The sequence below is a fragment of the Xanthomonas sp. BRIP62411 genome, assembly GCF_003993525.1.
Lineage (GTDB): Bacteria > Pseudomonadota > Gammaproteobacteria > Xanthomonadales > Xanthomonadaceae > Xanthomonas > Xanthomonas euroxanthea.
Genome location: NZ_QEZI01000032.1, coordinates 14,390 through 40,408 on the forward strand (window position 1 = coordinate 14,390; position 26,019 = coordinate 40,408).

Sequence of the window (26,019 nt, forward strand, 5' to 3'; positions counted from 1 at the left end):
TGGGCGCGTGTCAACCGAATCGGCGCTCGCCCGTTGACGTCGTATCGTCTCCGCGGAAGCTACGCTGTGCTGGTGGGAACCCCTTTCGATCCGCAACCTGCCGCACCGGCCGCCACCGCGCCGGTTTCGCTGGACGCCTTCCTGGCCGGCATCGGCCCGCGTGCGTTCCGCTTTGCCGAGGCCGGCCTGCGTCACCGCGAGGATGCGCTGGACGCGGTGCAGGACGCCATGGTGAAGCTGCTCGGCTACCGCGAGCGCCCGGCCGCCGAATGGACGCCGCTGTTCTGGAGCATCCTGCGCACCCGCATCATCGACCTGCAGCGGCGGCGCAGCTTCCGCCTGAAGTTCTGGGCACCGGCCGAGCGCGCCGACGACGAAGGCACCATCGACTGGGCCGACCCCGGCACCGGGCCGGTGGACGAACACCAGCATCAACAGGCCTACCAACGGCTGGTCGAGGCCTTGCGCAGCCTGCCGGCGCGCCAGCGCGAAGCGTTCACGCTGCGGGTGCTGGAAGACCTGGACGTGGCCACCACCGCCAAGGCGATGGGCTGCTCGGAAGGCTCGGTCAAAACCCACCTGTCGCGTGCGCGCGACGCGTTGCAAACACAGTTCGAGGATTTCCTGTGAATCGCTCCCACGACCCGGCCCAGCTGGATGCGCAATTGCGCAAGCTGCATGCCACCGCCCTCACCAGGCTGCCGCCGCAGACCCTGGCGCGCCTGCGCCAAGCCCGTCATGCGGCCGCTCCCACGCGTGCCCGACGCGGTTACTGGTTGCTGGCGACCGCGTGTTCGGGGCTGCTGGCGGTCGGCATCGGCCTGCAACTGCGTCCGGGCGAGACCGCCTCGCCTGCCTCCACCCCGACCCAGGCAATGGCCGGCGCCACCACCGATACCGACGACATGCTGACCCAGAATCCGGACCTGTACGTCTGGCTGGGGTCCGACACCGCCCTGGCCATGGAATAAGCATGATGACCCGCACCACCCGCCTGTTGTTGACCCTGCTGCTGTGCGCGGCGCCCTGCGCCTCCTTGCTGGCCCAGGCCCATTCCCCCGGACCGCCGGGACCGCCACCGCCGGATGGCCCCGGCCCGCGAGGACCCGGACCGCGCGCGGCAGAGACGCCGATGCCCGAGTGGGACAAGCTCACCCCGCAACAGCGTCAGGTGCTGATCGATGCGCTGCGCGAGCGCTGGAACGATGTGCCGGAAGAACGTCCGCGCATGTATCGCCACGCGCGCCGCTGGCTGGACATGACCCCGGAGCAGCGCAAGCAGGCCAAGGCCGGCATGGACCGCTTCCGCAACATGAGCCCCGAGCAGCGTCGCGAGGCCAAGGCCTTGTTCGACCGCATGCGCACGCTCAACCAGCAACAACGCAACGAGCTGCAGCAACGCTGGCAGAAGATGAGCCCGGCCGAGCGCAGCACCTGGTTGCGCGAGCATCCGCCAACCGACGATTGACGGCAGCGTCGCCGCGGCGAGCGCAGCACGCCATCGCACGGGTGCATCCCGGTCCCAGGTGGACGTGCGTGCGGCCACTGTAGGAGCGCGTTGGCGCGCGATGGAGCTTCATCGGTAACGCTCCATCGCGCGCCAGCGCGCTCCTACCCGGAAACGCCAATGCGCAAGGCGCATGGACGCGGCGGAGCTATGCAGTCGCTGTCGCCGACCAGCGTGTCTTGGCCAGCAGTTCGTCGTCCCAATCGAACGACAGCGCGCCATCCTTGATCAGCAATGCGGCGAAGGCGTAGACGTTGCGCGCGAACATCTCGCTGGCGTGCACCGCGCCCTGGCTGGGCAGATCGAGCGGGCCGGCGATCACCACGCCGTCGAGCTCATACGTTTCGCCCGGCCGGGTGGCGGCGCAATTGCCACCGGTCTCCGCGGCCAGATCGACGATCACGCTACCGGCGCGCATGCCTTGCAGCATCTGCATGCTCAGGATCTTCGGCGCCGGCCGGCCGGGCACGGCGGCGGTGCAGACCACCACGTCCACGCCCTTGAGGTGTTCGGCCAGCCGGCGTTGCTGTTCGGCGCGTTCGTCGTCGGTGAGCTGGCGCGCATAACCGCCCTCGCCGGCCGCGCTCACGCCAAGGTCCAGGAAGCGCGCGCCCAGCGAGGCGATCTGTTCGCGCGTTTCCGGGCGCACATCGAAGCCTTCGACCTGCGCGCCCAGCCGTTTGGCAGTGGCGATCGCCTGCAGCCCGGCCACGCCCGCACCGATCACCAGCACCTTGCACGGGCGCATGGTGCCGGCGGCCGTGGTCAGCATCGGAAAGAAGCGTGGCGCCAGCTGTGCGGCGATCAGCATCGCCTTGTAGCCCGCCATGCCGGCCTGCGAACTCAAGACGTCCATCGATTGCGCACGCGTGGTGCGCGGCAGCCGCTCCAGCGGGAATGCGATCAATTCATGCCCGGAAAAGGCCTGCGCGCGGGCAGGGTCGGCATCGGGCGAAAGCATGCCGATCAGCACCGTGTGCGGCTTGCACTGCAGCAGGACATCGATCGGCGGTCCCTGCACGCACAGCACCACGTCGGCCTGTCCCAGTGTGTGTGCGCCGGCCAGTTGCGCGCCGGCCTGTTGGTAGGCCGCATCGTCCATGCTGCTGGCGCGTCCGGCGTCCGGCTCGATCCACACGCTGGCGCCAAGCGCGACCAGTTTCCTGATCGTTTCCGGCGTTGCCGCCACGCGGCGCTCGCCGGCCGCCCGTTCTTTCAGCACCAGCACCTGCACAGCCATGGGTTGCTCCGGTCTCGCGCTCCAGTGGCGGCGATGCTAGCAGAGCCACGCACCGCCGCCGGGCGTGCGGACCGGCAAGCGGCCAGCCAGACCATGCCCGAGCAGGTCCGGCCCGTGTTTCAGGGTTCGAGCACGGCGTGCAGCAACGGCGCAAACACCACCTCCGGTGCGAAGGCCAGCAAGGCCGTGTGCTTGCGGTCGATCGCAAGCGAGGCATAGCCATGCACCGCGCTCCAGGCCAGCAGCGTGCGTTGCTGCAGCACGTCCGTGGCCGGGGCATGGCCGTGACGGGCGATCCACTGCGTCCGCACTGTCTCGCGCAGGCTCGCCATCGCCGCATCGCTGGCCTGCACGAGCCGCGGCAGGCTGCGCGGGCTCACCTCCAGCCCCAGCATCAGCCGAAACTGCTGCGGGTAGTCCAGCGCAAACCGCACATACCCCAGGCCACAGCCGAGCAAGGGGTCTGCCAGTGCCTGCTGGGCGGCACAAATGCAGGCGAGCATGCGTTCGTAGCCGTCGGCCGCCAGCTCCGCGAGCAATCCGTCCAGCGAACCGAAGTGATGCGCCGGAGCCGCGTGCGAGACGCCGGCGCGCCGCGCGCATTCGCGCAAGCTCAACCCACGCACGCCGGATTCGCTCAGCAGCTCCCAGCCGGCGCGCCGCAGCGTGGCCGGCAGGTCGCCGTGATGATAGGCAGCAGACGCATCGGTGCGCGACATGGCGGCTTCGTTTTTCGGGATTCCAGTGGAGCAGATCATCTTGACGATGACAAGATCCAACTGCAAACTCGCCCATCTTGTCACCAGCAAGATACAGCGCCTCTTCCTCCACAAGGATCCTTCGCATGAGCGCGTCCATCGCCAAACTGCGTCTCCGGATGCTTCGCGGTGTGCTGGCCGGCGCCAGCCGCCTGGCCCCTGGCCCGACCGGGCGCTATCTGGCGCGCCGTTTCGTGACACCTGCGCGTGCAGGGCGGCAGCAGGCGGCCGCCCTCGCGGCAACCTTGACCGACGTGCAACGCCAGACGCTGCACATCGACGGGTTCGACATTACGGTGTACCAGTGGGGCGAGCTGAGCCAGCAGCCGTATGTGCTGCTGTCGCATGGCTGGTCCAGTTACGGGCTGCGTTTTGCTGCATGGGTGCCGCAGCTGCGCGCACTCGGCTACGCGGTGCTGGCGTTCGATCAGGCCGCGCATGGCCTGAGCGGCGGACAGATCAGCAACATGCCGCATTTCGTGCAGGTCCTGCGCCAGATCGGCAGCCGTTTCGGCCGCCCTGCCGCCTTCATCGGGCACTCGATCGGCGCGGCAGCGGCGGTGTTTGCCAACGACCCGGCATGGCGGCCCGAGCGCTACGTGCTGATCGCGCCACTGGTCGAACCCAGCGCCAGTGCGCACCGCCAGTTTCGTGCCTCGGGGATCGCACCCGCCGCGTTTGCGCCATTCGAAAACTGGCTGTGCCAGCTCACCGGCCTGCGTTTTGCCGATCTCGACGCGAGCCTGCACCTGCCACAGTTCGATCGCCCGGCGCTGGTCATCCATGACCGCCGCGACCGCGAGACGCCGTGGGAGGAAGGCGCGCGCTTTGCCGCATTGTGGCCGGGCGCGCAGCTGTTCAGTACCGAGGGCCTGGGCCATAACCGCCTGGTCGATCACGCTTCGGTAATGGCGCGGGCGCTGGAGTTCATCGGCCCGGCAGCGCGGTAACTACACGCGCGTTGTGCCGCAGGCGCGTGCTGCGGTGGTGCGAGGCCACCGGCACACATGCTGGACGAGGCCTCGCTTGCGCCGATTGCGGTGCGCTGCATCGCAATCGTACGGCCCTGTGCTGATCAACCACAACGACGCAGCAACGCGATGACTGCCGGTCAGTGCACCGTGCTGTTATGCAGCGGATCCAGCCGATCGATCACGCCCTGCATCGCGCTGTCGAACGCGCCATCGTTGATGTGTTCGCGCAGCCGGCCCAGGCGCACCATCACCGCCAGTTCCTCCGGCGAGGCGACGCAGAAGCGCACGCCGCGGCGATTGACGAACAGCAGCCGCTGCGAGATCGGACTCACCCACGACAGCTTGCCCGCCTGCACCTTGCCGTCCTTGTCGACGAAATCCAGCCAGGTGCCGATATCCATCGCGCGAAAACGCTCGGCATCGGCGCTGTCGATGCTCTGCGCCACCGCTTCGGCGCCGAGCACCACGCTGACGCTTTCGGCAGCCGGCGGCGGCAGATTGACCTGCGGCAGCTCCGGCAAGGCCTTTTCCAGCTCCGGACGCGCTTCGGCGATCGCCTGCAGGGTGTCGTGCAGCGCGCTGATCGCCACCACCACCGCATCACCGTGCAGGCCGATGCTGGCGAACACGCGATGCAGGGCCGGCTGCCAGACCTGCAGCCACGGCTTGCCGACGATGTGGCGACGTGCCTCGGCCAGTTCTTCGAGCACGCCGTCGGCCAGGGCGAGGGCCTCGAGGGTGCCGGGACCTTCGTCGCCGTCGCGCAGGATCGCCATGGTCAGGTGGTGCAGCCACGGCTGACGCAGGAAATCCTCCACCGCCCTGGGCAGTGGCGTGCCGGCCTGGGTGCGCTGTTCCAGTTCCGACAGCGCGCGGCTGCGCGCCAGCTCGAGCTTTTCCTGGCCACGCTGAGTTTCGGTGGCGCGGCGCTCGGCGATCTCCACCCGGCGCCGGTGCTGGGACAGGAAATCGCGGAATTCCTCTTCCAGGGTCATGAAGATCGCCAGGTTCTCGTTGAACTCGGCCACCAGGCGGTCGACGATTTCCTCGACCTTGCCCATCAGCACGCGCTCGGCGGCGCTGTCGCCGTTGTTGCCTTCGCAGGCCTCGGCCAGCGAGTTGAGCAGGCGCCGCGCGGGATGGGTCTTCTGCACGAACATCTTGCGGTCCAGCAGCGCGACCTTGACGAAGGGCACCACCAGGCGGCCGATCATTTCGCGCGAGCGGTTTTCCAGGTCGCGTTCGTCCAGCATCACGTCGAACAGCATGCCGACCAGATCGATCGCATCCTCGTCCATCGGGTCCAGGCGCGCGGTGGCTGGATCCACGCCCAGCCGGGTGGCGCTGGACAGCACTTCGTTCTTCAGCCGCTGGGCCAGCGATTCGGTGTCGTCGCCGATGGCCGCCTGCAGCGTCGCGCTCGGCGTGGCCTGCAGCAGCGACAGCACCGACATCATTTCGCGCTGGCTCAGCGGGCGTTGCTGGCCCACCGCCACCGAGGCGGCAGAGGCGGCGTTGTCGCGCACGCTGCGGGTCTGCTGCAGCAGTTCGTGCAGCGCTTCCAGCAGCATGCCCTGGCTCCCGCCGGGATGATCGGCCTCGCCACCGTCCATGCCGCCCGCACCGCCTCCGTCGGCCTGGCCACGCTGGGCGGCAGCCTGCATGCGGCCGCGGCTATGCGCCCAGCGGTCCAGAAAACGGTTGGCCCAGGCCGGTGCGTACTGGTCATTGAGATCGTCGCCGCCCATCTGCGCAGCAGCGCCCTGGGCCTCGGCCTGGACGCGCTCTTCGGGCGTCTCGCCCCGGGGCTGCGCGCGCGGCGGCGGACGCTTGGGCTGGGAGATCTCCGGCATGACGCCGGCCTTGGCCAGCGTCTCGTCCAGACGCGCATACAGCTTGCCGATCGACTCGGCCAGGTCGCGCTCGCACAGCTTGATCAGCACCAGGCGCACTTCCGGCGCCAGGTCGCACGTGGCGAAGGCTTCGTGGATCGCCACGCCCAGATGTTCCGGACCCAGCGGATTGGTATCGGCCACCAGCTCCAGGCCGCCGGCAATCCAGCCCAGGCGGCGGTCCACCCGCGCCAGCACCTGCTTGAAGTCGCGCAGCAGCACGGTGGCCAGATTGCGCACCGCCAGCCGCGACTCGAGCACGTGTTCGGGCACCAGGCTCAGCGGGCCGGTGCCGATGTCCCCTGCCAGGACCACCTCGGCCGACAAGGGCTCGCCCAGCAGCAACGCCTGCCAGCCGTCGTCCAGCTGCTGGCGGAACTGCGTGGTCACCTCGTCGCGCTTGCGGCGCAACTCGCGCATGCCATCGAGAAACAGCAGCTGCGATGCGCCGGCGGACTCGGCGCGATCGAACAGCACATCGTCGAAGTGTGCGACGGCAGCTGCGAACACCTGCGCGAGTGGGGGCACGAACACGGCGTGCGCCTGTTCGAGCAAGCGTTGGTCACGGCCCGGATGTCCCGACGGACTGGGCTGAAAAGTCATGCGCAAAGGCTCCCCGCCCCTGCAGGCGTGAAAATATTCAAACGAGAAACAGCAGACGCGGCCCCAAATTCCGCCACCGCATGGTAGGCGTTTCGCTCGTTTGTTAAGTGTGACACCGTTCGCACTTTACTCGTGACCGCCCAAGGTTTGCGTGTCAAGCCAACATCCTAGCTGCATCGTTGCGGTGGCGCTTGCCCACGCGCGTTCATCGCCTGCGGGGGTTAAGCCTCCAGCCTGTACGGCCGCTCCAGCGCATCCACCACGTCCTGCATCGCGCCGTAGAACGCATCGTCGTCGCGATGCAGGCGCAGCCGGTCCAACCGCGCCATCATCGCCAGCTCCTCCGGCCAGGACACGCACAACCGCCCGCCGCGCCGGTTGACGAACATCAGCCGCCTGGAAATCGGGCTGATCCACGACAGCTTGCCGGCCTGCGCACGGCCCTGCCGGTCGATGAAGTCCAGGCAGGTGCCGACTGGCATGGCACGGAAGAAATCGGCGGTGACGCGATCGAATGCCACCTGCGCGCTGGCGTCCAGCATCGGGGTCAGCGGCGCGTCGACCGGGTCGGCCGGAGCGGGGCTCGGGAGCAGCGCGGCCAGGGTTGGCGCGCGCAGGACCGGATCGGGCGGCCCGGTCACCGCGATCGGGGGCGTGGACACCAGCGCATGCTGCAACTCCTGCACGGCCCGCCCGGCCTCGCATGGCGCCAGCCCGGCCAGGGTGAAGGCCTGCACCAGCTGCGCGCGCTGCGCCTCCAGCGCCGTGTCGCCAGGGGCAGCCGTCAGTTGCGCCAGTACCGCATCGCCCAGGGCCACCGCGGCCTCCAGCGCCGGGCCGCCGCCGTCGCCGCGCAACGCCGCCTGTTGCACATACGGCTGCCAGACGCGGCCGAGAAAATGCGCCACCAGCGGCGGCAGCGGCCCACGCGCCAGGCGTTCGGCCAGCGCCTGCGCGGCGGTGCTGCGTGCGCGTTCGCGGCGCTCTTCGGCGTGCTGCAATTCGTTGGCACGGCGCTCGGCGATCTCCACCCGACGGCGGTAGTGCGCGTAACTGGCACCGAACTCGGCTTCCAGCGTCAGAAACACCCCCGGATGCTCGTCGAAATCGCGCACGAGCGTATCGACCACCGCCTGCACCTGGCCGAACAAGGCCTGTTCTGCCGCGGTTTCGCCGGCATTGCCGTCGCAGGCCTCCACCAACAGGTTGAGCAGGCGACGCGCCGGGTGGCCATCGCGCACGAACAGGAGGCCGTCCAGCATCGCCAGCTTGGCCATCGGCACCAGCAACTGGCCGAGCACACTGCGCTGCGCATCGGACAGATGGCTTTGCACCAGGATCGCGGTGAACAGCAGGGCCACCAGATCCAGCGCGTCGTCGTCGTCGGGGTTCAGGCAGGTGGTGGCCGGATCCACGCCAAGCGCGGCAGCGGCACGCCTGACCTGCTGCCGCAGGCCACGCGCCAGGCCCAGGCCGGCACCGTCGATGGCGTCGAAACCGGCCGCAGGCATGGTCTGCAGCAGCGACAGCGCCGAGACCACCTCGCGCGGCGACAGCAGACGCCGCGCGGCAAAGCCGGGCGTATCGATATCCGCATCGGGTTCGCGCTGGCGGCGTGCATGCTGCAGCAACTGGTGCAGGCCCGCCGGCAGCAGCGCGCGGCCGCTGCGCAGATGCACGTCGATCGCCCCGCCGCCGGCCAACGCGCCCTGCCCGCCCGACCAGCCGGCAAAGAAGCGCGCAATCCAGTCCGGCGTCTCGGCGGCCTGCGCGCCTGCGCCGTCGTCCTGGCGCGGAATGCCACGCCGCCGGCTGCGTGGCTGCGGCAGCTCGCGCAAGCGCGCCACTTGCACCAGCGCCTGTTCCAGCGCGCCATAGCGCTGGCCGATGCGCTCCATCAGGTGCTGCTCGCAGACCTTGATCACCGCCAAATGCGCCTTCGGCGCCAGCGGCACTCCCTGAAAGGCCTCGTACAGGGCCACGCCCAGATGCTCCGGCCCGAACGGATTGCTGTCGCCGTCGATACGCAGCCCGCCGGCAATGAAGCCGAGATAGCGATTGAGCCGCATCAGCTCCGGGCGCCACTGGTGCTGCAGCGCGCCGGCCAGATTGCGCACCGCCAGGCGCACCTCCAGATCCTGCTCGGGCAGCAGGGTCAGCCCGGCCGCACCGCGCCCCAGGCTGCGATCGGCCGACAACGGCCGCCCGGCTTCCAGCCCCTGCCAGGCCTTGGCCAGATGCCCGCGAAAACGCGCAGTGATCGGCTCGCGCTGCTGCCGCACCGCCTGGATGGCTTCTAGGAAGTCGTTCTGGGCCGTGCCGGCATCGGCCGCCAGCCGGAACAGTGCCTCGGCCAATGCATCCTGGAATTGGACAAAGGCATCGGCCAGCGGCACCAGCACGATCTCGCGTACCTGATCGAGCAGCTGCGGGTTGCGGCTGGGAAGCACGGGGGTGGACACGAACTGGGTCATCGGGCAGCGCACAGGACGAACACGGAAGGGATTCACGACCGGGCCGACCTCGGCCCGCCGCCCATGATGCGGCGGACGTTGGGAAGGGCCCGTCTATACTTGCCCGCATCCTCGCCTCGACCCGAAATTATGCACGCACCGTATTCGCTCCAGGCGCTGGACGCGCGCCGCTCGGTCCCATCCAAACAGCTGGGCGAACCCGGCCCGGATGACGATACCTTGCTGCGCATGCTCGCCTCGGCAGTGCGCGTGCCCGACCACGGCAAGCTGGTGCCGTTCCGCTTTCTGCGCATCAGCGGTGACGCACGCCAGGCACTGGGCGATTTCCTGGCCGAGCGCACCCAGGCCGCCGACCCGCTGGCGCCGCCCGCAGCAGTGGAAAAAGACCGCAACCGTTTCAATGATGCGCCGCTGGTGGTCGTGGTGATCGCCGCGCTGCGCCCCGGGCACAAGGTGCCCGAGCAGGAACAGCTGCTCACCGCCGGCTGCGTGTGTTTCGCGCTGCTGCAGGCCGCGCAGGCGCATGGCTTCGGCGCGCAGTGGCTGACCGCATGGATGGCCTACGACCCGGCGGTGACCGGCTACCTGGGCCTGGAGCAGAACGAGCGCATCGCCGGTTTCATCCATATCGGCACCCCGCGCATGCAGGTGCCCGAGCGCGAGCGCCCGGACCCGCGTGCGCTGCTGCGCGACTGGGCCCCGTGACCACGCACACCCCCACGCTTGCGGGCGCGCCCCTGGCGGTCACTCGCCCGCCCCCGCTGTATCTGGTCGATGCCAGCCTGTACGTGTTCCGCGCCTGGCATTCGATCCCGGATGAATTCCAGGATGCGCAGGGCTGGCCGACCAATGCCGTGCACGGCTTTGCCCGTTTCCTGCTCGACCTGCTCGAGCGCGAGGATCCCGCGCACATCACCATCGCCTTCGACGAGGCGCTGGACAGCTGTTTTCGGCATGCGATCTACCCGGCCTACAAGGGCAATCGCACCCCGGCACCGGATGCCTTGCGGCGCCAGTTCGCGCACTGCAAGGCGCTGTGCGCCGCGCTGGGCCTGAGCGTGCTGGCGCACCGCGATTACGAGGCCGACGATCTGATCGGCAGTGCCTTGCACAGCGTGCGTGCGCACGGCCTGCGCGGGGTGATCGTATCGGCCGACAAGGACCTGTCGCAGCTGCTGCTCGAGCACGACGAACAGTGGGATTACGCGCGCAACCTGCGCTGGGGCATGGATGGGGTCAAGGCGCGCCACGGCGTGCATGCGCACCAGATCGCCGACTACCTGGCGCTGTGCGGCGATGCGATCGACAACATTCCCGGCGTCACCGGCATCGGTGCCAAATCGGCGGCGGTCCTGCTGTCGCATTTCGGCAGCCTGGATGCGTTGCTGGAACGCATCGACGAGATTCCGTTCCTGCGCCTGCGCGGCGCGGCGCAGATGGCCGCGCGCCTGCGCGAGCAACGCGAACACGCATTGCTGTGGCGCCAGCTCACCACCATCGCCCTCGACGCGCCATTGGCGCTGACCGCTGCCGGTTTCACGCGCGCGCAAGCCGATACGGACATGCTGGGCGGATTGTGCGAGAGCCTGCGCTTTGGCCCGCTCACCCGGCGCCGGTTGCTGGCCGCGTGCAGTGGCGCGCCGGCACCGCGCACTCCCGTTTCCCTGGAACAAGGTCTGCATCCATGAACCGACACGATACCCCGCCCACCGTGGTCTACGAAGGCAAGTACCAGCGCATGGTCGTGCGCGGCACCTGGGAATATTCCGAGCGCGTGCATGCCGGCGGCCTGGCCGCGATCATCGTGGCGGTGACCCCGGACGATGCGATGTTGTTCGTCGAGCAGTTCCGCGTGCCGCTGCAGGCACGCACCATCGAAATGCCGGCCGGCCTGGTCGGCGACGTGCATGCCGACGAGTCGATCGAGCTGTCGGCCATTCGCGAGCTGGAAGAAGAAACCGGCTGGACCGCCGAGCACGCCGAAGTGCTGATGATCGGCCCCACCTCGGCCGGCGCCAGCAGCGAGAAGATCGCCTTCGTGCGCGCCACCGGCCTGCGCAAGGTCGGCGCGGGCGGCGGCGATGCCAGCGAGGACATCACCGTGCACGAGATCCCGCGCGCGCAGGTCGGCGCCTGGCTGGTGCAGAAGATGGCCGAGGGCTACCAGATGGATCCCAAGCTGTGGGCCGGGCTGTATCTGGTCGATCACGCACTGGACGGCACCCCGCGTGGCTGAAGCGACCGCTGACCGCCTGCTGGGCGCCGACGATCCGGCAGCCTTCAGCGTGCACAACCCGCAGGCCGCCTCGCCGTGGCTGTTGATCGCCGACCACGCCGGTCAACGCGTGCCGGCGCGGCTGGCCAATCTCGGCCTGCCGCAGCATGCGCTGGACCGCCATATCGGCTGGGATATCGGCATTGCCGGGGTCACCCGCCTGCTGGCCGATGCGCTGGATGCCATCGCCATCACGCAGACCTATTCGCGCCTGGTGATCGACTGCAATCGCCCGCACGGTTCGACCACGCTGATGCCCGAGGTCAGCGACGGCACCCCGATTCCCGGCAACCTGCAGCTGTCGGCCGACGCGCGGCAGCAACGCATCGACGAGATCTTTGCGCCGTACCATGCGCGCATCGCGGCGGAGCTGGATGCGCGTGCACAGCGCAGGCAACCGACCGTGCTGGTGTCGATGCACAGCTTCACACCGATCATGGCCGGCAATGCGCGGCCCTGGCATGCCGGCGTGCTGTACAACCGCGACACCCGGCTGGCACACCGCCTGCTGCAGGCCTTGCGCGAGGAGCCGGATCTGGTGGTCGGCGACAACCAGCCGTATGCGGTCAGCGACAGCAGCGACTACGCGATTCCGGTCTACGGCGAAGGCCGCAGACTGCTGCATGTGGAGCTGGAGATCCGCCAGGACCTGATCGCTGACGCGACCGGCCAGCAGGCCTGGGCACGGCGACTGGCACGCATCCTGCCGCCACTGGCACAGGCATTGCTGCCGCCCTGAAACCGGCAGTCACCGTAGGAGCGCTTGCGCGCGATGGGGCGTCATCGGTAACGCCTCATCGCGCGCAGGCGCGCTCCTACGGGGCATGCGGCGGCCGCGCTGATCCGCAGCCTCGGTGACGACGGTTGCCTCGTAGGAGCGCACCCGGGCGCGACAGGCCGTCCCGTTATCCTACGTCGCGCCCGGGTGGGCTCCTACCGCTGGCGCGCGAGCGCTGCTGCAGCTTCCCGTGCACGCTCCCGGTTGCGCCGGTTGCGCTCAGGCAAACCCATCGGTCGCGCGCACCAGCGCATCGACGTTTTCCGGCTCGAATGCCGAATGACCGGCGGCCGGGCTGACCTGCAGCTGCGCCTTCGGCCAGGCCTTGTGCAGATCCCAGGCGCTTTGCATCGGGCACACCACGTCGTAACGCCCCTGCACGATCACGCCGGGGATATCGGCGATGCGGTGCGCGTCGCGCAGCAGCTGGTCTTCGACCTCGAAGAACCCGCCGTTGACGAAGTAGTGGTTCTCGATGCGCGCGAACGCCAGTGCAAAGTGCGCGTCCTCATGCCCGGTGACGAAATCATCGTCCACATGCAGGAAGCTGGTGGCGCCTTCCCATACGCTCCACGCCTTGGCCGCGGCCAGACGCGTGGCTTCGTCGTCGCTGGTGAGGCGGCGATGGAAGGCAGAGATCAGATCGGCGCGCTCCACCAGCGGAATCGCGTTGATGTAGTGCTCCCAGGCATCCGGGAACAGCCGGCTGGCGCCTTGCTGGTAGAACCATTCCAGCTCGAAGCGGCGCAGCAGGAAGATGCCGCGCAACACCAGCTCGGTGACCTGCTGCGGATGAGTCTGCGCGTAGGCCAGCGCCAGCGTCGAGCCCCAGCTGCCGCCGAACACCTGCCAGCGCGCGATGCCCAGGTGCGTGCGCAAGCGTTCGATATCGGCGACCAGGTCCCAGGTGGTGTTGTTCACCAGATCGGCATGCGGGGTGGAGCGGCCTGCGCCACGCTGATCGAACAGCACGATGCGGTACTTGGCCGGGTCATGGAAGCGCCGCATCTTGTCGTTGCAACCGCCCCCGGGGCCGCCATGCAGCATCACCACCGGCTTGCCCTGCGGATTGCCGCACTGCTCGAAATACAGGGTGTGGCGGTCGTCGACCTGGAGGGTGCCGTGGTCGTACGGCGTGATCTCGGGATAGAGCGTGCGCATGCGTCGGTCCTGCGGGAAACCACTAGTGTATCGGCAGCTGGCACACCCACGCCGGGCGCACCCACGCGATCGACCAGGGCCAGGTGCACGGCGGGACACGAAGGCCTGGTGCAACTGATCCAAGACGCCCGCAGGCGCCGCCAGGCAGGCGCGGTCGCCGCCCGGAACGGACTGCCCCCTGCGCCTGGCCCGGGACAGAGCGCGCCGTCTGCACACACCTGACGACCGCTTTTCACCGTGGCTAGCCTAACTGTGGCTAGCCGCCCAGTCCGTCCGCAGCGCGCGACCAGCGCCCCGTCGTCACCCGATCGCGCTGTTCCAGGTCCTGGTGGGTCGCCACCGCATCGAAGCCGCGCGCCCGCAGCAGCTCGGCCACCGCCGCGCCCTGGTCCCAGCCGTGTTCGAGCAGCAACCAGCCGCCCGGCAGCAGGTGCGCGGGCGCATCGGCAACGATCAGGCGGATGTCGTCCAGGCCGTCGGGGCCGGAGGCCAGCGCACTGGCCGGCTCGTAGCGCAGATCGCCCTGGCGCAGATGCGGATCTTGCGCGGCGATATACGGCGGATTGCTGGCAACCAGATCGAAGCGCTCTCCGGCCAGCGGCGCGAACCAGCTGCCCTGCCGGCAGTCGACATTGCGCAACCGGTGGCTGTCGGCATTGCGCTGGGCAACTGCCAGCGCCGCCGCACTGGCGTCGGTGGCGATCACCTGTGCCTGCGGCCGCTCGCTGGCGATCGCCAGCGCGATCGCCCCGCTGCCGGTGCCCAGATCGGCAACGCGGCGGCCAGCCAGGCCGTCCAGGCGCTCGAGTGCCAGTTCGACCAGCAGCTCGGTGTCGGCGCGCGGGATCAGCGTAGCAGTGGAGACCGCCAGCTCCAGCGTCCAGAACCCACGGCTGCCGGTCAGATACGCCACCGGCTCGCCGCCCTGGCGCCGCTGCACCAGCGCTTCGAACGCCTGGGCCACAGACGGGTCGACCGGGTCGCGGCCATGCGCGAACAACCAGGCGCGGTCGCGGCCCAGCGCGTGCAGCAGCAGCGGCTCGGCGTCACTGCGGTCGATCCGCTCGACTGCCCGCCGCAACAACTGCTCGGCGGCAAGACCGGCTGGGTCCTCGCTCATACGATCATTCACTCATACGCAACATCGGCCGACCATTATCGGAGATGGAATCTGCCCCTGCAGCGGCAGACGCCGTCTGCGCACTCGATAGCCACAGCCTATCTATACAATTCCATCAATCGATTTGAGAAATCTATCGATCCTGCCTACCATGGCGACTGTTCCATCCCCCGTCCCCTTCACCGCACGAGGAAACTCAATGTCTCTCATCAACACCCAGGTCCAGCCGTTCAAGGCGAATGCGTACCACAACGGCAACTTCATCGAAGTCACCGAGGCCAGCCTGAAGGGCAAGTGGTCGGTGCTGATCTTCATGCCGGCCGCCTTCACCTTCAACTGCCCGACCGAAGTGGAAGACGCCGCCGACAACTATGCCGCGTTCCAGAAGGCAGGCGCCGAGGTCTACATCGTCACCACCGATACGCACTTCTCGCACAAGGTGTGGCACGAAACCTCGCCGGCCGTGGGCAAGGCGCAGTTCCCGCTGATCGGCGACCCGACCCACAAGCTGACCCGTGCCTTCGGTGTGCACATTGAAGAAGAAGGCCTGGCCCTGCGCGGCACCTTCATCATCAATCCGGAAGGCGTCATCAAGACCCTGGAAATCCACGACAACTCCATCGCCCGCGACGTCACCGAGACGCTGCGCAAGCTGACCGCTGCCCAGTTCGTCGCCAACAACCCTGGCCAGGTCTGCCCGGCCAAGTGGAAGGAAGGCGCCAAGACCCTGGCTCCGTCGCTGGACCTGGTCGGCAAGATCTAAATCGACCATCCCTTGCGGCCTGTCCTCAGGCCGCAAGGACATCTCCGGCCCAGCACTGGGCCGGGGGTGAACCGGAGCCGGTGCCGGGCTGCCCGCCAGCCATCGCCAGCACGCATTCCCGACATCGCGCCGGCTGCGGTTCATCCCCTCCTCCCCGGCGACCTGCCCCACCGCAGCGACGCCACGCCCTCCCCTTGCCCATTCCCAGGAGTTCTCCATGTTGGATGCCAACCTCAAGACCCAGCTGACCGCCTACCTGGAACGGGTCACGCGGCCGATCCAGATCAATGCCTCGATCGACGACAGCGCCGGCTCGCGCGAAATGCTCGACCTGCTCGAGGACCTGGTGCTGCTGTCGGACAAGATCAGCCTGGACATCCACCGCGACGACAACCAGCGCAAGCCTTCGTTCGCGCTGACCACGCCCGGCCAGGACATCTCGCTGCGCTTTGCCGGCCTGCCGATGGGCCACGAGTTCACCTCGCTGGTGCTGGCGCTGCTGCAGGTGGGCGGGCACCCGTCCAAGGCTGCCGCCGACGTGATCGAGCAGGTGCAGCATCTGGATGGCGACTACCAGTTCGAGACCTATTTCTCGCTGTCGTGCCAGAACTGCCCGGACGTGGTGCAGGCGCTGAACCTTGCCGCCGTGCTCAACCCGCGCATCAAGCACGTGGCCATCGATGGTGCGTGGTTCCAGGACGAGGTGGAAACCCGCCAGATCATGTCGGTGCCCACCGTCTACTTGAACGGCGAGCTGTTCGACCAGGGCCGCATGACGCTGGAGCAGATCGTCGCCAAGCTCGATACCAATGCGGCCAAGCGCGATGCCGCAAAAATCGCTGCGAAGGACGCGTTCGACGTATTGGTGGTCGGCGGTGGCCCGGCCGGCTCGGCAGCGGCCGTGTACGCCGCCCGCAAGGGCATCCGCACCGGCGTGGCCGCCGAGCGTTTCGGTGGCCAGGTGCTGGACACCATGTCGATCGAAAACTTCATCTCGGTGCCGGAAACCGAAGGCCCGAAGATGGCTGCCGCGCTCGAGCAGCATGTGCGCCAGTACGACGTGGACATCATGAACCTGCAGCGCGCCGAGCAGCTGATCCCGGCCGGTGCCGATGGCCTGATCGAGATCAAGCTGGCCAATGGCGCCTCGCTCAGGAGCAAGACCGTGATCCTGTCCACCGGCGCGCGCTGGAGGCAGATGAACGTGCCGGGCGAAGACCAGTACAAGAACAAGGGCGTGGCCTATTGCCCGCATTGCGATGGCCCGCTGTTCAAGGGCAAGCGCGTGGCGGTGATCGGCGGCGGCAATTCCGGTGTCGAGGCCGCGATCGATCTGGCCGGCATCGTGGCGCATGTCACGCTGGTGGAGTTCGACGACAAACTGCGCGCCGACGAAGTGCTGCAACGCAAGCTGCGCAGCCTGCACAACGTGCGCATCATCACCAGTGCGCAGACCACCGAAGTGCTGGGCGATGGGCAGAAGGTCACCGGCCTGGTCTACAAGGACCGCACCGGCGGCGACATCCAGCACGTCGATCTGGAAGGCGTGTTCGTGCAGATCGGCCTGCTGCCCAACACCGAATTCCTCAAGGGTTCGGTTGCATTGTCGCCACGCGGCGAGATCATCGTCGACGATCGCGGCCAGACCAATGTTCCGGGCGTGTTCGCGGCCGGCGACGCCACCACGGTGCCGTACAAGCAGATCGTGATCGCGATGGGCGAAGGTTCCAAGGCTGCGTTGAGCGCGTTCGACCACCTGATCCGCTCCAGCGCACCGGTCAGCGCCGACAACGTCGCCCAGGCTGCGTAAGCGCACTCGAGTCAGCGCCCGGCCCGCCCGGGCGCTACGCTCCGGGCGTCCCCCGTCACCGCAATGAGGGCTGCTGCACATGAATCTGCGTGACCTGAAATATCTGGTCGCCCTGGCCGACCACAAGCATTTTGGCCGTGCCGCGACGGCGTGCTTCGTCAGTCAACCGACGCTGTCCACACAGATCAAGAAACTCGAGGACGAGCTCGGCGTGCCGCTGGTGGAACGTGCACCGCGCAAGGTGATGCTGACCCCGGCCGGCCGCGAGGCGGCGATGCGCGCGCGCGGCATCGTGGCCGAAGTGGAACAGATGAAGGAAGCCGCGCGGCGCAGCCAGGATCCGGAAGCGGGCACGGTGCGGCTGGGCATCTTTCCTACCCTGGCGCCGTACCTGCTGCCGCATGTGGTGCCGCGGATCCGCGAGCGCTTCCCGCGCCTGGAACTGCTGCTGATCGAGGAAAAGAGCGATCAGCTGGTGCACCAGCTGCGCGAAGGCCGCCTGGATGCGGCGCTGCTCGCACTGCCGTTGCAGGATGAGCAGTTGCATGCCGAATTCCTGTTCGAGGAACCCTTCGTGCTGGCCGTGCCGGAAGGTCATCCGCTGTCGCGCCATGACAGCATGACGCTGGACGATCTGTCCGAGCAGCGGCTGTTGCTGCTGGAAGATGGCCACTGCCTGCGCGAGCAGGCGCTGGATGTCTGCCATCTTGCCGGTGCCCTGGAAAAATCCGAGTTCCAGGCCACCAGCCTGGAGACGCTGCGCCAGATGGTGGCCGCCAACGTCGGTGTGACCTTGCTGCCGCTGCTGGCGGTCAAGCCACCGGTCGCACGCTCGGAGAACATCCGCCTGATCCGCTTCCGCGAGGACAAGCAACCCAGCCGCCGCATCGCCATGGCCTGGCGCCGCAGCTCGGCCATGACTGCGTTCCTGGAGCAGCTGGCGCAGTTGTTCAAGGAGTTGCCGGAGAGCCTGTTCACGCTGGACCAGCCGGCGACGGGTCCCAAGGCGGTTGCGGCCTAGGAATCGGGAATCGGGAATCGGGAATCGTGTCACGGCTGCGGTTGCTTGGCGTGATGCGTTTTCACCTGCTAGTGGACAGAAGCGACGCGCAAGCGTCGTTTTTTGTTTGGCCGCTGGTGACGGTGCGATGCATCTGGACACGGCCGGCAGCTGCGGCGTCATTGACGCGCGACGGACTCCACCCCCGTCGCTGGGCGCTGATGCGCGCGGCGGTGTGCTGACGCATTGCCGCGCTTGCCGGATCCCTGGCCACGGGCCACGACGCTCGGTGCTGCGCCAGCCTCAACCGGTGGCATGCGCTGCCCCATCTCGCCATGCATTGCGATCGGGCAACGGCGCCCTCATCTGCTGAGTGACGCTCACCATGTCGGCGAGCGGTAGTCGTCAAGGAGATTGCCATGACTTCGCAGCACCACAGCGGCTTGCCGCCGTCCATCCTGGTTTCCAGCCATGACCTCGCCCGGCTTGAGGCCCTGCTCGATTCCCCCGCATTCAACAAGCACCCGGCCGCCACCGCGCTGAGTGACGAACTGGGCCGTGCACGCGTCGTGCCGCCCGACCAGATTCCCGGCGATGTTGTCACCATGCACTCCCGCATCGATTGCGAAGATGAGCTGCATGGCGAACGGCATACGCTCACCCTCGTGTATCCGCACGAGGCCGATGTGCAGCACGGCCGCATCTCGGTGCTCGCGCCGGTCGGCAGTGCGCTGCTCGGCCTGTCGGTCGGCCAGAGCATCGACTGGCGCACGCCCGACGGGCGCGACCTGCGTCTGCGCGTGAGTGCCGTGCACGATCAACATGCGCTGGCCGGCGCCTGACTTCCCACGCCAGGCGCGCTACCGTAGCGCGCTGCGTCCTATCCACGACCCGTTCCACGATTCGAGAGAACCCGCATGACTGCATCTCCCTCCAAGCTTGCCCAGCTGCGTGACCTGTCCGTCGTCGTTGCCGACACCGGTGACTACGACGCCATCAAGCGTCTGAAGCCGGTCGACTGCACCACCAATCCCACCCTGGTCAAGAAGGCTCTGGACCTGCCGGTCTATGCCGATCTGATCGAGCGCGAACTGGCCTGGGGCCGCGAACATGGCGGCGAAGACCGCACCGCCACCGTCAACGAAGTGGCCGACCGCCTCACCATCGGTGTCGGCGTCAAGCTGGCCGAACTGGTGCCGGGCCGTGTCTCCACCGAGGTCGATGCCGACCTGGCGCACGACACCGAGGCGACCATCGCCAAGGCGCGCAAGTTCATCGCGATGTATGCCGAGCGTGGCGTGTCCAAGGACAAGATCCTGATCAAGATCGCGGCCACCTGGGAAGGCATCGAAGCCGCCCGCCAGCTGCAGCGCGAGGGCATCGACTGCAATCTGACCCTGATCTTCAACCGCTCGCAGGCACTGGCCTGTGCCGAGGCCGGCGTGTTCCTGATCTCGCCGTTCGTGGGCCGGATCCTGGACTACTACGTCGCCCAGGGCCAGACCCCGGCCAGCATCGACGAAGACCCGGGCGTGGTGTTCGTGCGCACGGTCTACAACGAGTTCAAGCAGCGTGGCTCGTCCACCGTGGTGATGGGCGCCTCGTTCCGCTCCACCGCGCAGATCGAAGCGCTGGCCGGTTGCGATCGCCTGACCATCTCGCCGGAGCTGCTGGAAAAGCTCGATGCCGAATACGGCCAGCTGCCCCGCAAGCTCTCGCCTGCGCAGGCCGACAACGCGCAGATCACCCCGATCGACAGCGACCGCTTCGCCACCGATCTGGCGGCCGACCCGATGGCCACCGAAAAGCTGGCCAGCGGCATCGATGCCTTCGCCAAGGATCTGCAGGCACTGCGCAAGACCATCACCGACAAGCTCGCCGGCTGATTGCAGCGCCACGGGTCGCGGCAACGACGCCTGCAGCCTCCTGGCTGCGGGCGTTTTTGGTTTGCATCGTCTGGCTGCATGACATGCTGACGCCACGACGCGTGGCGATGCCGGCCGATCGATGGCTTTCTCGAAGGCGAATACCCGTTCCACCGCGGCCATTTTCGCCCAGCTCGGCGTGCGAGGCTGGCGCGGGAACTGCAGCCGGCCAAGGGTGGCCTTGCCGGGCATCGCTGAGCGTGCGGGCATGTTGACGCCTGCGCGGCCGCCGCCGGGCTGCCAAGCGTCTGTTTGGTCTGATCGAAGAGCACATCGACGTCGCTCTCCACACATCGCTTACACCCGCCCGACCCGCACTGCCTAGAATCCGGGTTCCTCAACTGGCGTAGCGGACAATGGCAAACATTGCAGTGGTGATGGTCGACGGCGTGGCCGATTGGGAAATTGGCATCGTCCTGCCGGCGGCGCGCGAATGGTTCGGCGACCAGGTCGCCATCGCCAGCATCGATGGTCAGCCGGTGCAGTCGATCGGCGGGCTGCGCATCACCCCGGACTTCGCCCTCTCCGATCTGGCGCCGCTGGATGCGGATCTGTGGATCCTGCCCGGCAGCGAGCGTTGGCAAGCCGGCGAAATCCCCGGACTGAGCGGCCTGCTGGTCGAGCGCGTGCAGCACCAGCGCCCGGTCGCCGCGATCTGCGGTGCCACCATCGCCCTGGCCTATGCCGGCCTGCTCGACGAACGCGCGCATACCAGCAACGCGCTGGCTTTCCTGCAGGAACACGTGGTGCCGTATGCCGGTGCTGCGCAATACCGGCACGAAAAGGTGGTGACCGCCGACGGCGTGATCACCGCGCCCGGCACCAGCCCGGTCGGCTTCGCGCTTGCCTGCATGCGGCTGCTGCATCCGGAACGCACCGACATGCTGGCCCAGCTGCGCGGCATGTTCGCCGGCGAGTTCGTCTGATCCAGCGGATTCAGTCGCACCCGGCGCATTGGCTGCGATGACTGGATGGAGCGGGTCGCCGCACCGATCCATTGCACCGATTGGCCGTCGGGATTGACCGCAATGATCCGCCGGGCCGGTTCGCCGCTCGGCCACCCGCAGCGGTGCCGGCGCGTCTTGCGTACGCCCCACACAAAAAGATGGCCACGTCGTCTCCGACGTAGCCATTCGAGTTGCCTGGCATGCACTCCCATGCGCTGCCTGATCGTGAGAACGCTGCCGGTCACTGTTGGCCATCGGCACGCCGCCACGATCACGTGGATGACAGCGCTTCAATCCGGCCCGCCTTTCCGTCAGGCATCCAGCCCGGTCGGGCAGCTCACTCCCGTTCCGCCAAGCCCGCAATAGCCGTTGGGATGCTTGGCGAGATACTGCTGGTGATCGTCTTCGGCGTAATAGAACGTGGGCGCCGGGAAACGGATCTCCGTGGTGATGGCGCCATACCCGGCGGCGTCCAGCTGCTGCTGGTACGCCTCGCGGCTGGCTAGCGCGGCGTCGTATTGCGACTGTGTCGTGCAATAGATCGCCGAGCGGTACTGCGTGCCCACATCGTTGCCCTGCTGCATGCCCTGGGTGGGGTCGTGGCTTTCCCAGAACGTGCGCAGCAGTTGCGCGAACGACACCTTCTCTGCGTCATAGACCACCAACACCGCCTCGGTGTGGCCGGTCTGCCCGGAACACACTTCGCCGTAGGTGGCGTTGGGTGTTTCGCCGCCGGCATAGCCCACTGCCGTGGTGTACACCCCTGGCAGGTTCCAGAACTTGCGTTCTGCACCCCAGAAGCAGCCAAGCCCGAATTGCACCTGGGCCAGGCCGGTGAATTCCCCGCGCAACGGATGGCCGTTGATCAGGTGGCTGTTGTGGAGCGGTAGTGCATGCTCGCGTCCGGGTAACGCCTCGCCCGGACGTGGCATACGTTGTTTGAAAGCGCCGATTCCCAGCATGGTGCAACTCCGCAATCGTGAGGATTGCCTGCTGGATGGCGCCGGCCGTAGCGGCTTTCAAGCCACTACGGCCGATGCGGCATCACTTCCTGGTCAACGAGGCGGTGGCGGTGTCCACTTCCGGCATCGCCGAGCTGTGGTGGTTGATGATCAGCCACTTGCCGTCGCGCTTTTCGTACACGAAGGTGTAACGCGCCTGCACCTTGCTCTTCTTGCCGTCCTTGTCGGTCAGCGTGAAGGTATAGACGCCGGCATCCACTGCGCTGTCGTCATCGAGCACGCGCACGGTGCGGTAGTTCACCACGCCCTGCGGCTTCTTGGTCAGGAACATCTCGAAGTACTTTTCGATCTGCGCGCGCGAGGCGCGCACCTCGTTGGACACGGTCGGCAGCAGCACGCCGTCCGGGGCATACAGATCGGCCACCTTGTCCGGATTGCCGGTGGCCAGCGCCGCGTTCCAGGTGTCGAACAGGGACGCGACTTCGCGTTCTTCGCCGCCTGCCGGCAACGTGGCCTTGTCGGTGTAGTGCATCACGCCGCCAGCCAGCGCCGGGGTGGCAGCCAGAGCCAGAACCAGAGAGAACAGAGTGCGACGCATGGGAAATCTCCGTGTGGTGGATGGGGGTGCCTCATCGGGCAAGCGCAGTATCGAAACCAAGCGGCCCCAACAATTCTGCCGGGTGGCATATACTCAAATATGCTGATCGGCCTAGAGCGAACCTATGGAAACCCCTACCAACGCTGGCGATTGGCGCCTGACGCTGCGACGCGAGGCATCCGACAGCGCACGCTGGCAGGCGCTGTGGGAGGCGGCGGTGGCGCTGCGCCAGGCACAGACGCCGGAGCAGGCCTGCGACGCGGTGCTGGGCCGGGTGCTGCTGTTGCTGGGCCTGGAACATGGCGCGGTGCTGGCACAGCGCGGGCCGCGTGCGCAGGTGCTGGCCAGCCGCGGCCGCGCATTGCCGCCCGGAGCCAGCGCGGCCGGCGACAGCCATGAGGCGGCGTGGCTGATGCCGCCGCGCCCGGCCGAAATCCGCGAGGCCAAGATGCCGATCCATGCGCTGGGCAGCACCCTCGGCATGCTGTGCGTGGCCTGGAACGACAACCGCCCCGCCCCCGGCAACGATGACGTCCAGGCGCTGCAGGCCTTCGCACTGCTGCTGCCGGCGATGGTGGCCGAACCGGCCAAACCGCTCGCCACGCGTCGGCGCAAGCCGGTGCAGGACGACCGCCTCGGCACGCTCAGCAAGCGCGAGAAACAGGTGCTGTCACTGCTGCCGCGCGGCCTCACCAATGCCACCCTGGCAGCTGAACTGGGGATTTCTCCCGGCACGGTCAAAGTGCATGTGGAGCGAATCCTGCAGAAACTTGAGGTAAAAGATCGCACCCAGGCCGCGGTGTACGCGGTCCAAGCCGGACTCGCGCTATGAATGCAGTGGCGGTGCGTTGGAACGATTGGCCGATCACCCGCAAGAGCCTGGCGGTGGTGACCCTGCCCTTGCTGCTGCTGGCGGTCGCGTTGATGGCGATCTACAGCGTGGAGCGGCAGAACATCGCTGCCGAAAACGATGTGCGGCAAACGCTGGAAGTGCTGAGCGATCTGTACGAAGCCCACGCGCTATTGGCCGAAACCGCAGCCGGCGTGCGCGGCTATCGGCTGGTGCGCCGCGATGAATTCCTCACCCCGTACCGCGATGCCGAGCCGCGCCTGCAACGGGTGGCCGAGCGGCTGTCGCAACGCATCACCGACCCGGGGCAGGCGCAGCGGTTCGCGCGCATCAAGCCCTTGTTTGCGGAAAAGATGCAGGGCTGGCGCCGTCTGCTGGCGCCGGATCTGAGCCGCGAGGAAGAGATCCGCCAGCTGTGGGACGGCAAGTACAAGCTCGACATCCTGCGTGCCGAACTGCGCGAACTGCGCAATTACGAAACCGCGCAATTGCAGGTACGTACCGCCAAGGCGCAAGGGCTGCGCCAGCGCAACCTGATCATCACCCTGAGTGCGGCAATGCTCGGCGGCCTGGGCGCGGTGTTTGCGGTGGCGTGGTTTGCCTCGGCGCTCTCCGGGCGCCTGCGCACGCTGGCCGCCAATGCCGACCGGCTGGGCGAAGGCCTGCCGCTGGCACCACAGCCGCGTGCCGGCGATGAGCTGGGCCAGGTCGGCCAGCGCCTGGCCCAGGCCAGCGAGCTGCTCGCCGCGCGTGCGGCCGAAGCGCAACTGGCGCGGCGCGAGGCGGAAACCGCCAACCGCGCAAAGACCGAATTCCTGTCGCGCAGCAGCCACGAATTGCGCACGCCGCTCAATGCGATCCTGGGCTATGCGCAGGTGCTGGAAATGGATCTGCCCGAACCCGGGCACCGCCGTCATCTGCAGCATATCCTCGGCGCCGGCCGGCACCTGCTGGGGCTGATCACCGAGCTGCTGGACATCGCGCGCATCGAGGCCGATCAACTGGACCTGAGCCCGGAGCCGATCTCGGTGCGTGCGGCCGTCCACGAGGCCCTGGGCCTGATCGCGCCGGACGCGGACAAGCACGGCATCGCGCTGCAACCGGCGGCCATCGACGGGCCGTGGACGGTGCGCGCCGATGCGCAGCGGCTGCGCCAGGTGCTGCTCAACCTGCTGTCGAATGCGGTCAAGTTCAACCGCACCGGTGGCCAGGTGCAGGTGAGCGCGCAGCCGGATGGCGAGCAGGTGCGCATCACGGTCGCAGACCAGGGCGCGGGCCTGACGCCGGCGCAGATCGAGCGGCTGTTCACGCCGTTCGAGCGGCTGGGTGCAGAGCGCTCGGCGGTGGAAGGCACCGGGTTGGGCCTGGCACTGAGCAAGCGGCTGATCGAGGCGATGGGTGGGCGCATCGGCGTGGACAGCAGCCGCGATGGCGCACGCTTCTGGATCGCGCTGCCGCAGGGCGAGCCGCAGCGCCGCGAGCCGGCGCGCGCCAGCGTGCCGCCGAGTAACACGGGCAGCGGCGTGTGCCGGCTGCTGAGCATCGAGGACAACCCGTCCAACCAGGCCCTGATCCGTACCCTCAGCGAACGTCGCCCGCAATGGCAGCTGCTGGAGGCGGCCAGCCTGGCGCAGGCGCGCGAACTGCTGCAGCACGGTGTCCCGGACCTGATCCTGCTGGACCTGCATCTGAGCGATGGCAGCGGCGAAGACCTGCTGCACGAGCTGCAGGCGCAGCCGGCCACGGCCGGCGTGCCGGTGGTGGTGATCAGTGCCGATGCCACCACCGCCACCCTGGCGCGCGTCGGTAACCAGGGCGTGCGTGCGTATCTGACCAAGCCGCTCGACGTGGCGGAGTTCTTCACTGTGATCGACGGACTACTGGCATGACACGCGACGAAATCCTCGGCTCGCGCATCCTCATCGTCGACGACGAGCCGGCCAATGTGCGGCTGCTCGAAGACCTGCTGCAGCGCGAAGGCTTCCAGCAGGTCATCGCCACCACCGACCCGCTGCGGGTGATGGGGCTGGTGTCGGCATTCGCGCCGGACCTGATCCTGCTGGACCTGAAGATGCCCGAGCTCGACGGCTACGCGCTGCTGGAACAACTGGCGCGGCTGTCCGATCCGGGCCACTTCCTGCCGGTGATCGTGCTCACCGCCGACCCCAGCCGCAGCGCGCGCCACCGCGCCCTGGGCCTGGGTGCCAAGGACTTTCTGACCAAGCCGCTGGACACCTTCGAGGTCGCGCTACGGGTCTGGAACGTGGCCGAAACCACCGTGCTGTTCAAACGCCTGCGGGCGCTGGCGGCGCCGGAGGCCGCGCCGCCCGGGTGGCGTCAGCCAGGATGATGGGTGCACGTCGTAGGAGCGCACCGGGGCGC

At 68.0% G+C, this 26,019-nt stretch carries 24 protein-coding genes and 1 pseudogene; 17 read left to right on the forward strand and 8 right to left on the reverse strand.

Features of this window, described 5'->3' with window-relative positions:
* The first annotated feature begins 66 nt into the window (after positions 1-66).
* From EO139_RS20685 to EO139_RS20695, 3 genes are read left to right on the forward strand one after another with little or no spacing between them, the layout of a single operon-like run.
* Positions 67-630, forward strand: a complete 564-nt coding sequence (locus EO139_RS20685; protein WP_104649485.1) for an RNA polymerase sigma factor — start codon at positions 67-69, stop codon at positions 628-630.
* On the forward strand, positions 627-971 hold the full coding sequence (locus EO139_RS20690; RefSeq protein ID WP_126972301.1) for a hypothetical protein: 345 nt from the start codon (positions 627-629) through the stop codon (positions 969-971). The genes EO139_RS20685 and EO139_RS20690 overlap by 4 nt, the downstream gene beginning before the upstream one ends.
* 5 nt (positions 972-976) lie before the next feature.
* Positions 977-1,468, forward strand: a complete 492-nt coding sequence (locus EO139_RS20695) for a DUF3106 domain-containing protein (RefSeq protein ID WP_104649483.1) — start codon at positions 977-979, stop codon at positions 1,466-1,468.
* 187 nt (positions 1,469-1,655) lie between these two features.
* On the opposite strand, the gene EO139_RS20700 is transcribed toward EO139_RS20695, so the two are convergent.
* Both EO139_RS20700 and EO139_RS20705 read right to left on the reverse strand, forming a co-directional pair.
* Positions 1,656-2,747, reverse strand: coding sequence for an NAD(P) transhydrogenase subunit alpha (locus EO139_RS20700; protein WP_126972303.1), 1,092 nt, complete (start codon positions 2,745-2,747; stop codon positions 1,656-1,658).
* A 119-nt stretch (positions 2,748-2,866) separates the two neighbouring features.
* Positions 2,867-3,466, reverse strand: coding sequence for a TetR/AcrR family transcriptional regulator (locus tag EO139_RS20705; protein WP_126972305.1), 600 nt, complete (start codon positions 3,464-3,466; stop codon positions 2,867-2,869).
* A 125-nt stretch (positions 3,467-3,591) separates the two neighbouring features.
* On the opposite strand from EO139_RS20705, the gene EO139_RS20710 reads away from it, so the two are divergent.
* Positions 3,592-4,455, forward strand: coding sequence for an alpha/beta hydrolase (locus tag EO139_RS20710; RefSeq protein WP_126972307.1), 864 nt, complete (start codon positions 3,592-3,594; stop codon positions 4,453-4,455).
* 161 nt (positions 4,456-4,616) lie between these two features.
* Here the strand turns inward: EO139_RS20710 and EO139_RS20715 are convergent, their stop codons facing one another.
* Positions 4,617-6,974 (reverse strand): DUF1631 domain-containing protein, encoded by a 2,358-nt coding sequence (locus EO139_RS20715; RefSeq protein ID WP_126972309.1) that lies wholly within the window; start codon positions 6,972-6,974, stop codon positions 4,617-4,619.
* 221 nt (positions 6,975-7,195) lie between these two features.
* Positions 7,196-9,448 carry a DUF1631 domain-containing protein gene (locus EO139_RS20720; RefSeq protein WP_126972311.1) on the reverse strand — a complete coding sequence of 751 codons (2,253 nt, stop codon included), beginning with the start codon at positions 9,446-9,448 and terminating at the stop codon, positions 7,196-7,198.
* Positions 9,449-9,577: 129 nt separating this feature from the next.
* Between EO139_RS20720 and EO139_RS20725 the strand changes: the two genes are divergently transcribed.
* Genes EO139_RS20725 through EO139_RS20740 form a run of 4 tightly spaced genes read left to right on the forward strand, consistent with a single transcriptional unit; the run spans position 9,578 to position 12,462 of the window.
* A complete protein-coding gene (locus tag EO139_RS20725) occupies positions 9,578-10,153 on the forward strand; it encodes a nitroreductase (protein WP_115676215.1) in 576 nt (191 codons plus the stop codon).
* Entirely contained in the window at positions 10,150-11,136 is a 987-nt protein-coding gene (locus tag EO139_RS20730; RefSeq protein WP_126972313.1) for a 5'-3' exonuclease H3TH domain-containing protein, read from the forward strand. Before EO139_RS20725 ends, EO139_RS20730 begins: the two co-directional genes overlap by 4 nt.
* The gene (locus EO139_RS20735; RefSeq protein WP_005988855.1) at positions 11,133-11,684 is read left to right on the forward strand and encodes an NUDIX hydrolase; all 552 of its coding nucleotides are present in this window, start codon (positions 11,133-11,135) and stop codon (positions 11,682-11,684) included. The genes EO139_RS20730 and EO139_RS20735 overlap by 4 nt, the downstream gene beginning before the upstream one ends.
* Positions 11,677-12,462: an N-formylglutamate amidohydrolase gene (locus EO139_RS20740; RefSeq protein ID WP_126972315.1), complete on the forward strand. Its 786-nt coding sequence runs from the start codon at positions 11,677-11,679 to the stop codon at positions 12,460-12,462. The genes EO139_RS20735 and EO139_RS20740 overlap by 8 nt, the downstream gene beginning before the upstream one ends.
* Positions 12,463-12,720: 258 nt before the next feature.
* Here EO139_RS20740 and pip read toward each other — a convergent pair whose 3' ends face one another.
* Positions 12,721-13,662 (reverse strand): prolyl aminopeptidase, encoded by a 942-nt coding sequence (pip, locus tag EO139_RS20745; RefSeq protein ID WP_104585053.1) that lies wholly within the window; start codon positions 13,660-13,662, stop codon positions 12,721-12,723.
* A 256-nt stretch (positions 13,663-13,918) separates the two neighbouring features.
* Complete coding sequence (prmC, locus tag EO139_RS20750; protein ID WP_126972317.1) at positions 13,919-14,782, reverse strand: peptide chain release factor N(5)-glutamine methyltransferase; 864 nt, start codon at positions 14,780-14,782, stop codon at positions 13,919-13,921.
* Positions 14,783-14,981: 199 nt separating this feature from the next.
* On the opposite strand from prmC, the gene ahpC reads away from it, so the two are divergent.
* The 6 genes and pseudogenes from ahpC to EO139_RS20780 all read left to right on the forward strand — a co-directional run bounded on the left by ahpC (position 14,982) and on the right by EO139_RS20780 (position 21,206).
* On the forward strand, positions 14,982-15,545 hold the full coding sequence (gene ahpC / locus EO139_RS20755) for an alkyl hydroperoxide reductase subunit C (protein ID WP_003488826.1): 564 nt from the start codon (positions 14,982-14,984) through the stop codon (positions 15,543-15,545).
* A 217-nt stretch (positions 15,546-15,762) separates the two neighbouring features.
* On the forward strand, positions 15,763-17,355 hold the full coding sequence (gene ahpF, locus EO139_RS20760; protein ID WP_104585049.1) for an alkyl hydroperoxide reductase subunit F: 1,593 nt from the start codon (positions 15,763-15,765) through the stop codon (positions 17,353-17,355).
* 79 nt (positions 17,356-17,434) lie between these two features.
* Positions 17,435-18,376: a LysR substrate-binding domain-containing protein gene (locus tag EO139_RS20765; protein WP_024940621.1), complete on the forward strand. Its 942-nt coding sequence runs from the start codon at positions 17,435-17,437 to the stop codon at positions 18,374-18,376.
* Between the two features lie 398 nt (positions 18,377-18,774).
* Positions 18,775-19,216: pseudogene (gene rnk, locus EO139_RS20770) on the forward strand (nucleoside diphosphate kinase regulator); the annotation flags it as partial.
* Positions 19,217-19,272: 56 nt separating this feature from the next.
* Positions 19,273-20,241, forward strand: coding sequence for a transaldolase (gene tal / locus EO139_RS20775; protein ID WP_126972319.1), 969 nt, complete (start codon positions 19,273-19,275; stop codon positions 20,239-20,241).
* Between the two features lie 395 nt (positions 20,242-20,636).
* A complete protein-coding gene (locus EO139_RS20780) occupies positions 20,637-21,206 on the forward strand; it encodes a type 1 glutamine amidotransferase family protein (protein WP_104585045.1) in 570 nt (189 codons plus the stop codon).
* 332 nt (positions 21,207-21,538) lie between these two features.
* Here EO139_RS20780 and msrA read toward each other — a convergent pair whose 3' ends face one another.
* Both msrA and EO139_RS20790 read right to left on the reverse strand, forming a co-directional pair.
* Positions 21,539-22,189 carry a peptide-methionine (S)-S-oxide reductase MsrA gene (msrA, locus tag EO139_RS20785; RefSeq protein WP_126972321.1) on the reverse strand — a complete coding sequence of 217 codons (651 nt, stop codon included), beginning with the start codon at positions 22,187-22,189 and terminating at the stop codon, positions 21,539-21,541.
* Between the two features lie 82 nt (positions 22,190-22,271).
* Positions 22,272-22,787 carry an SgcJ/EcaC family oxidoreductase gene (locus EO139_RS20790; RefSeq protein ID WP_126942295.1) on the reverse strand — a complete coding sequence of 172 codons (516 nt, stop codon included), beginning with the start codon at positions 22,785-22,787 and terminating at the stop codon, positions 22,272-22,274.
* A gap of 124 nt (positions 22,788-22,911) precedes the next feature.
* On the opposite strand from EO139_RS20790, the gene EO139_RS20795 reads away from it, so the two are divergent.
* The 3 genes from EO139_RS20795 to EO139_RS20805 are packed head-to-tail and all read left to right on the forward strand — an operon-like array spanning position 22,912 to position 25,987.
* Entirely contained in the window at positions 22,912-23,619 is a 708-nt protein-coding gene (locus tag EO139_RS20795) for a response regulator transcription factor (protein ID WP_126972323.1), read from the forward strand.
* Positions 23,616-25,526, forward strand: a complete 1,911-nt coding sequence (locus EO139_RS20800) for an ATP-binding protein (protein WP_115676200.1) — start codon at positions 23,616-23,618, stop codon at positions 25,524-25,526. Before EO139_RS20795 ends, EO139_RS20800 begins: the two co-directional genes overlap by 4 nt.
* Positions 25,523-25,987: a response regulator gene (locus EO139_RS20805; RefSeq protein WP_104585035.1), complete on the forward strand. Its 465-nt coding sequence runs from the start codon at positions 25,523-25,525 to the stop codon at positions 25,985-25,987. The genes EO139_RS20800 and EO139_RS20805 overlap by 4 nt, the downstream gene beginning before the upstream one ends.
* Positions 25,988-26,019 lie beyond the last annotated feature (32 nt).

Coding starts and splice junctions, on each gene's coding strand:
- EO139_RS20695 (WP_104649483.1), top strand. CDS start 977: ATGACCCGCACCACCCGCCTGTTGTTGACCCTGCTGCTGTGCGCGGCG.
- EO139_RS20700 (WP_126972303.1), bottom strand. CDS start 2,747: ATGGCTGTGCAGGTGCTGGTGCTGAAAGAACGGGCGGCCGGCGAGCGC.
- EO139_RS20705 (WP_126972305.1), bottom strand. CDS start 3,466: ATGTCGCGCACCGATGCGTCTGCTGCCTATCATCACGGCGACCTGCCG.
- EO139_RS20710 (WP_126972307.1), top strand. CDS start 3,592: ATGAGCGCGTCCATCGCCAAACTGCGTCTCCGGATGCTTCGCGGTGTG.
- EO139_RS20715 (WP_126972309.1), bottom strand. CDS start 6,974: ATGACTTTTCAGCCCAGTCCGTCGGGACATCCGGGCCGTGACCAACGC.
- EO139_RS20720 (WP_126972311.1), bottom strand. CDS start 9,448: ATGACCCAGTTCGTGTCCACCCCCGTGCTTCCCAGCCGCAACCCGCAG.
- EO139_RS20725 (WP_115676215.1), top strand. CDS start 9,578: ATGCACGCACCGTATTCGCTCCAGGCGCTGGACGCGCGCCGCTCGGTC.
- EO139_RS20735 (WP_005988855.1), top strand. CDS start 11,133: ATGAACCGACACGATACCCCGCCCACCGTGGTCTACGAAGGCAAGTAC.
- pip (WP_104585053.1), bottom strand. CDS start 13,662: ATGCGCACGCTCTATCCCGAGATCACGCCGTACGACCACGGCACCCTC.
- prmC (WP_126972317.1), bottom strand. CDS start 14,782: ATGAGCGAGGACCCAGCCGGTCTTGCCGCCGAGCAGTTGTTGCGGCGG.
- ahpC (WP_003488826.1), top strand. CDS start 14,982: ATGTCTCTCATCAACACCCAGGTCCAGCCGTTCAAGGCGAATGCGTAC.
- ahpF (WP_104585049.1), top strand. CDS start 15,763: ATGTTGGATGCCAACCTCAAGACCCAGCTGACCGCCTACCTGGAACGG.
- EO139_RS20765 (WP_024940621.1), top strand. CDS start 17,435: ATGAATCTGCGTGACCTGAAATATCTGGTCGCCCTGGCCGACCACAAG.
- tal (WP_126972319.1), top strand. CDS start 19,273: ATGACTGCATCTCCCTCCAAGCTTGCCCAGCTGCGTGACCTGTCCGTC.
- EO139_RS20780 (WP_104585045.1), top strand. CDS start 20,637: ATGGCAAACATTGCAGTGGTGATGGTCGACGGCGTGGCCGATTGGGAA.
- msrA (WP_126972321.1), bottom strand. CDS start 22,189: ATGCTGGGAATCGGCGCTTTCAAACAACGTATGCCACGTCCGGGCGAG.
- EO139_RS20790 (WP_126942295.1), bottom strand. CDS start 22,787: ATGCGTCGCACTCTGTTCTCTCTGGTTCTGGCTCTGGCTGCCACCCCG.
- EO139_RS20795 (WP_126972323.1), top strand. CDS start 22,912: ATGGAAACCCCTACCAACGCTGGCGATTGGCGCCTGACGCTGCGACGC.
- EO139_RS20800 (WP_115676200.1), top strand. CDS start 23,616: ATGAATGCAGTGGCGGTGCGTTGGAACGATTGGCCGATCACCCGCAAG.
- EO139_RS20805 (WP_104585035.1), top strand. CDS start 25,523: ATGACACGCGACGAAATCCTCGGCTCGCGCATCCTCATCGTCGACGAC.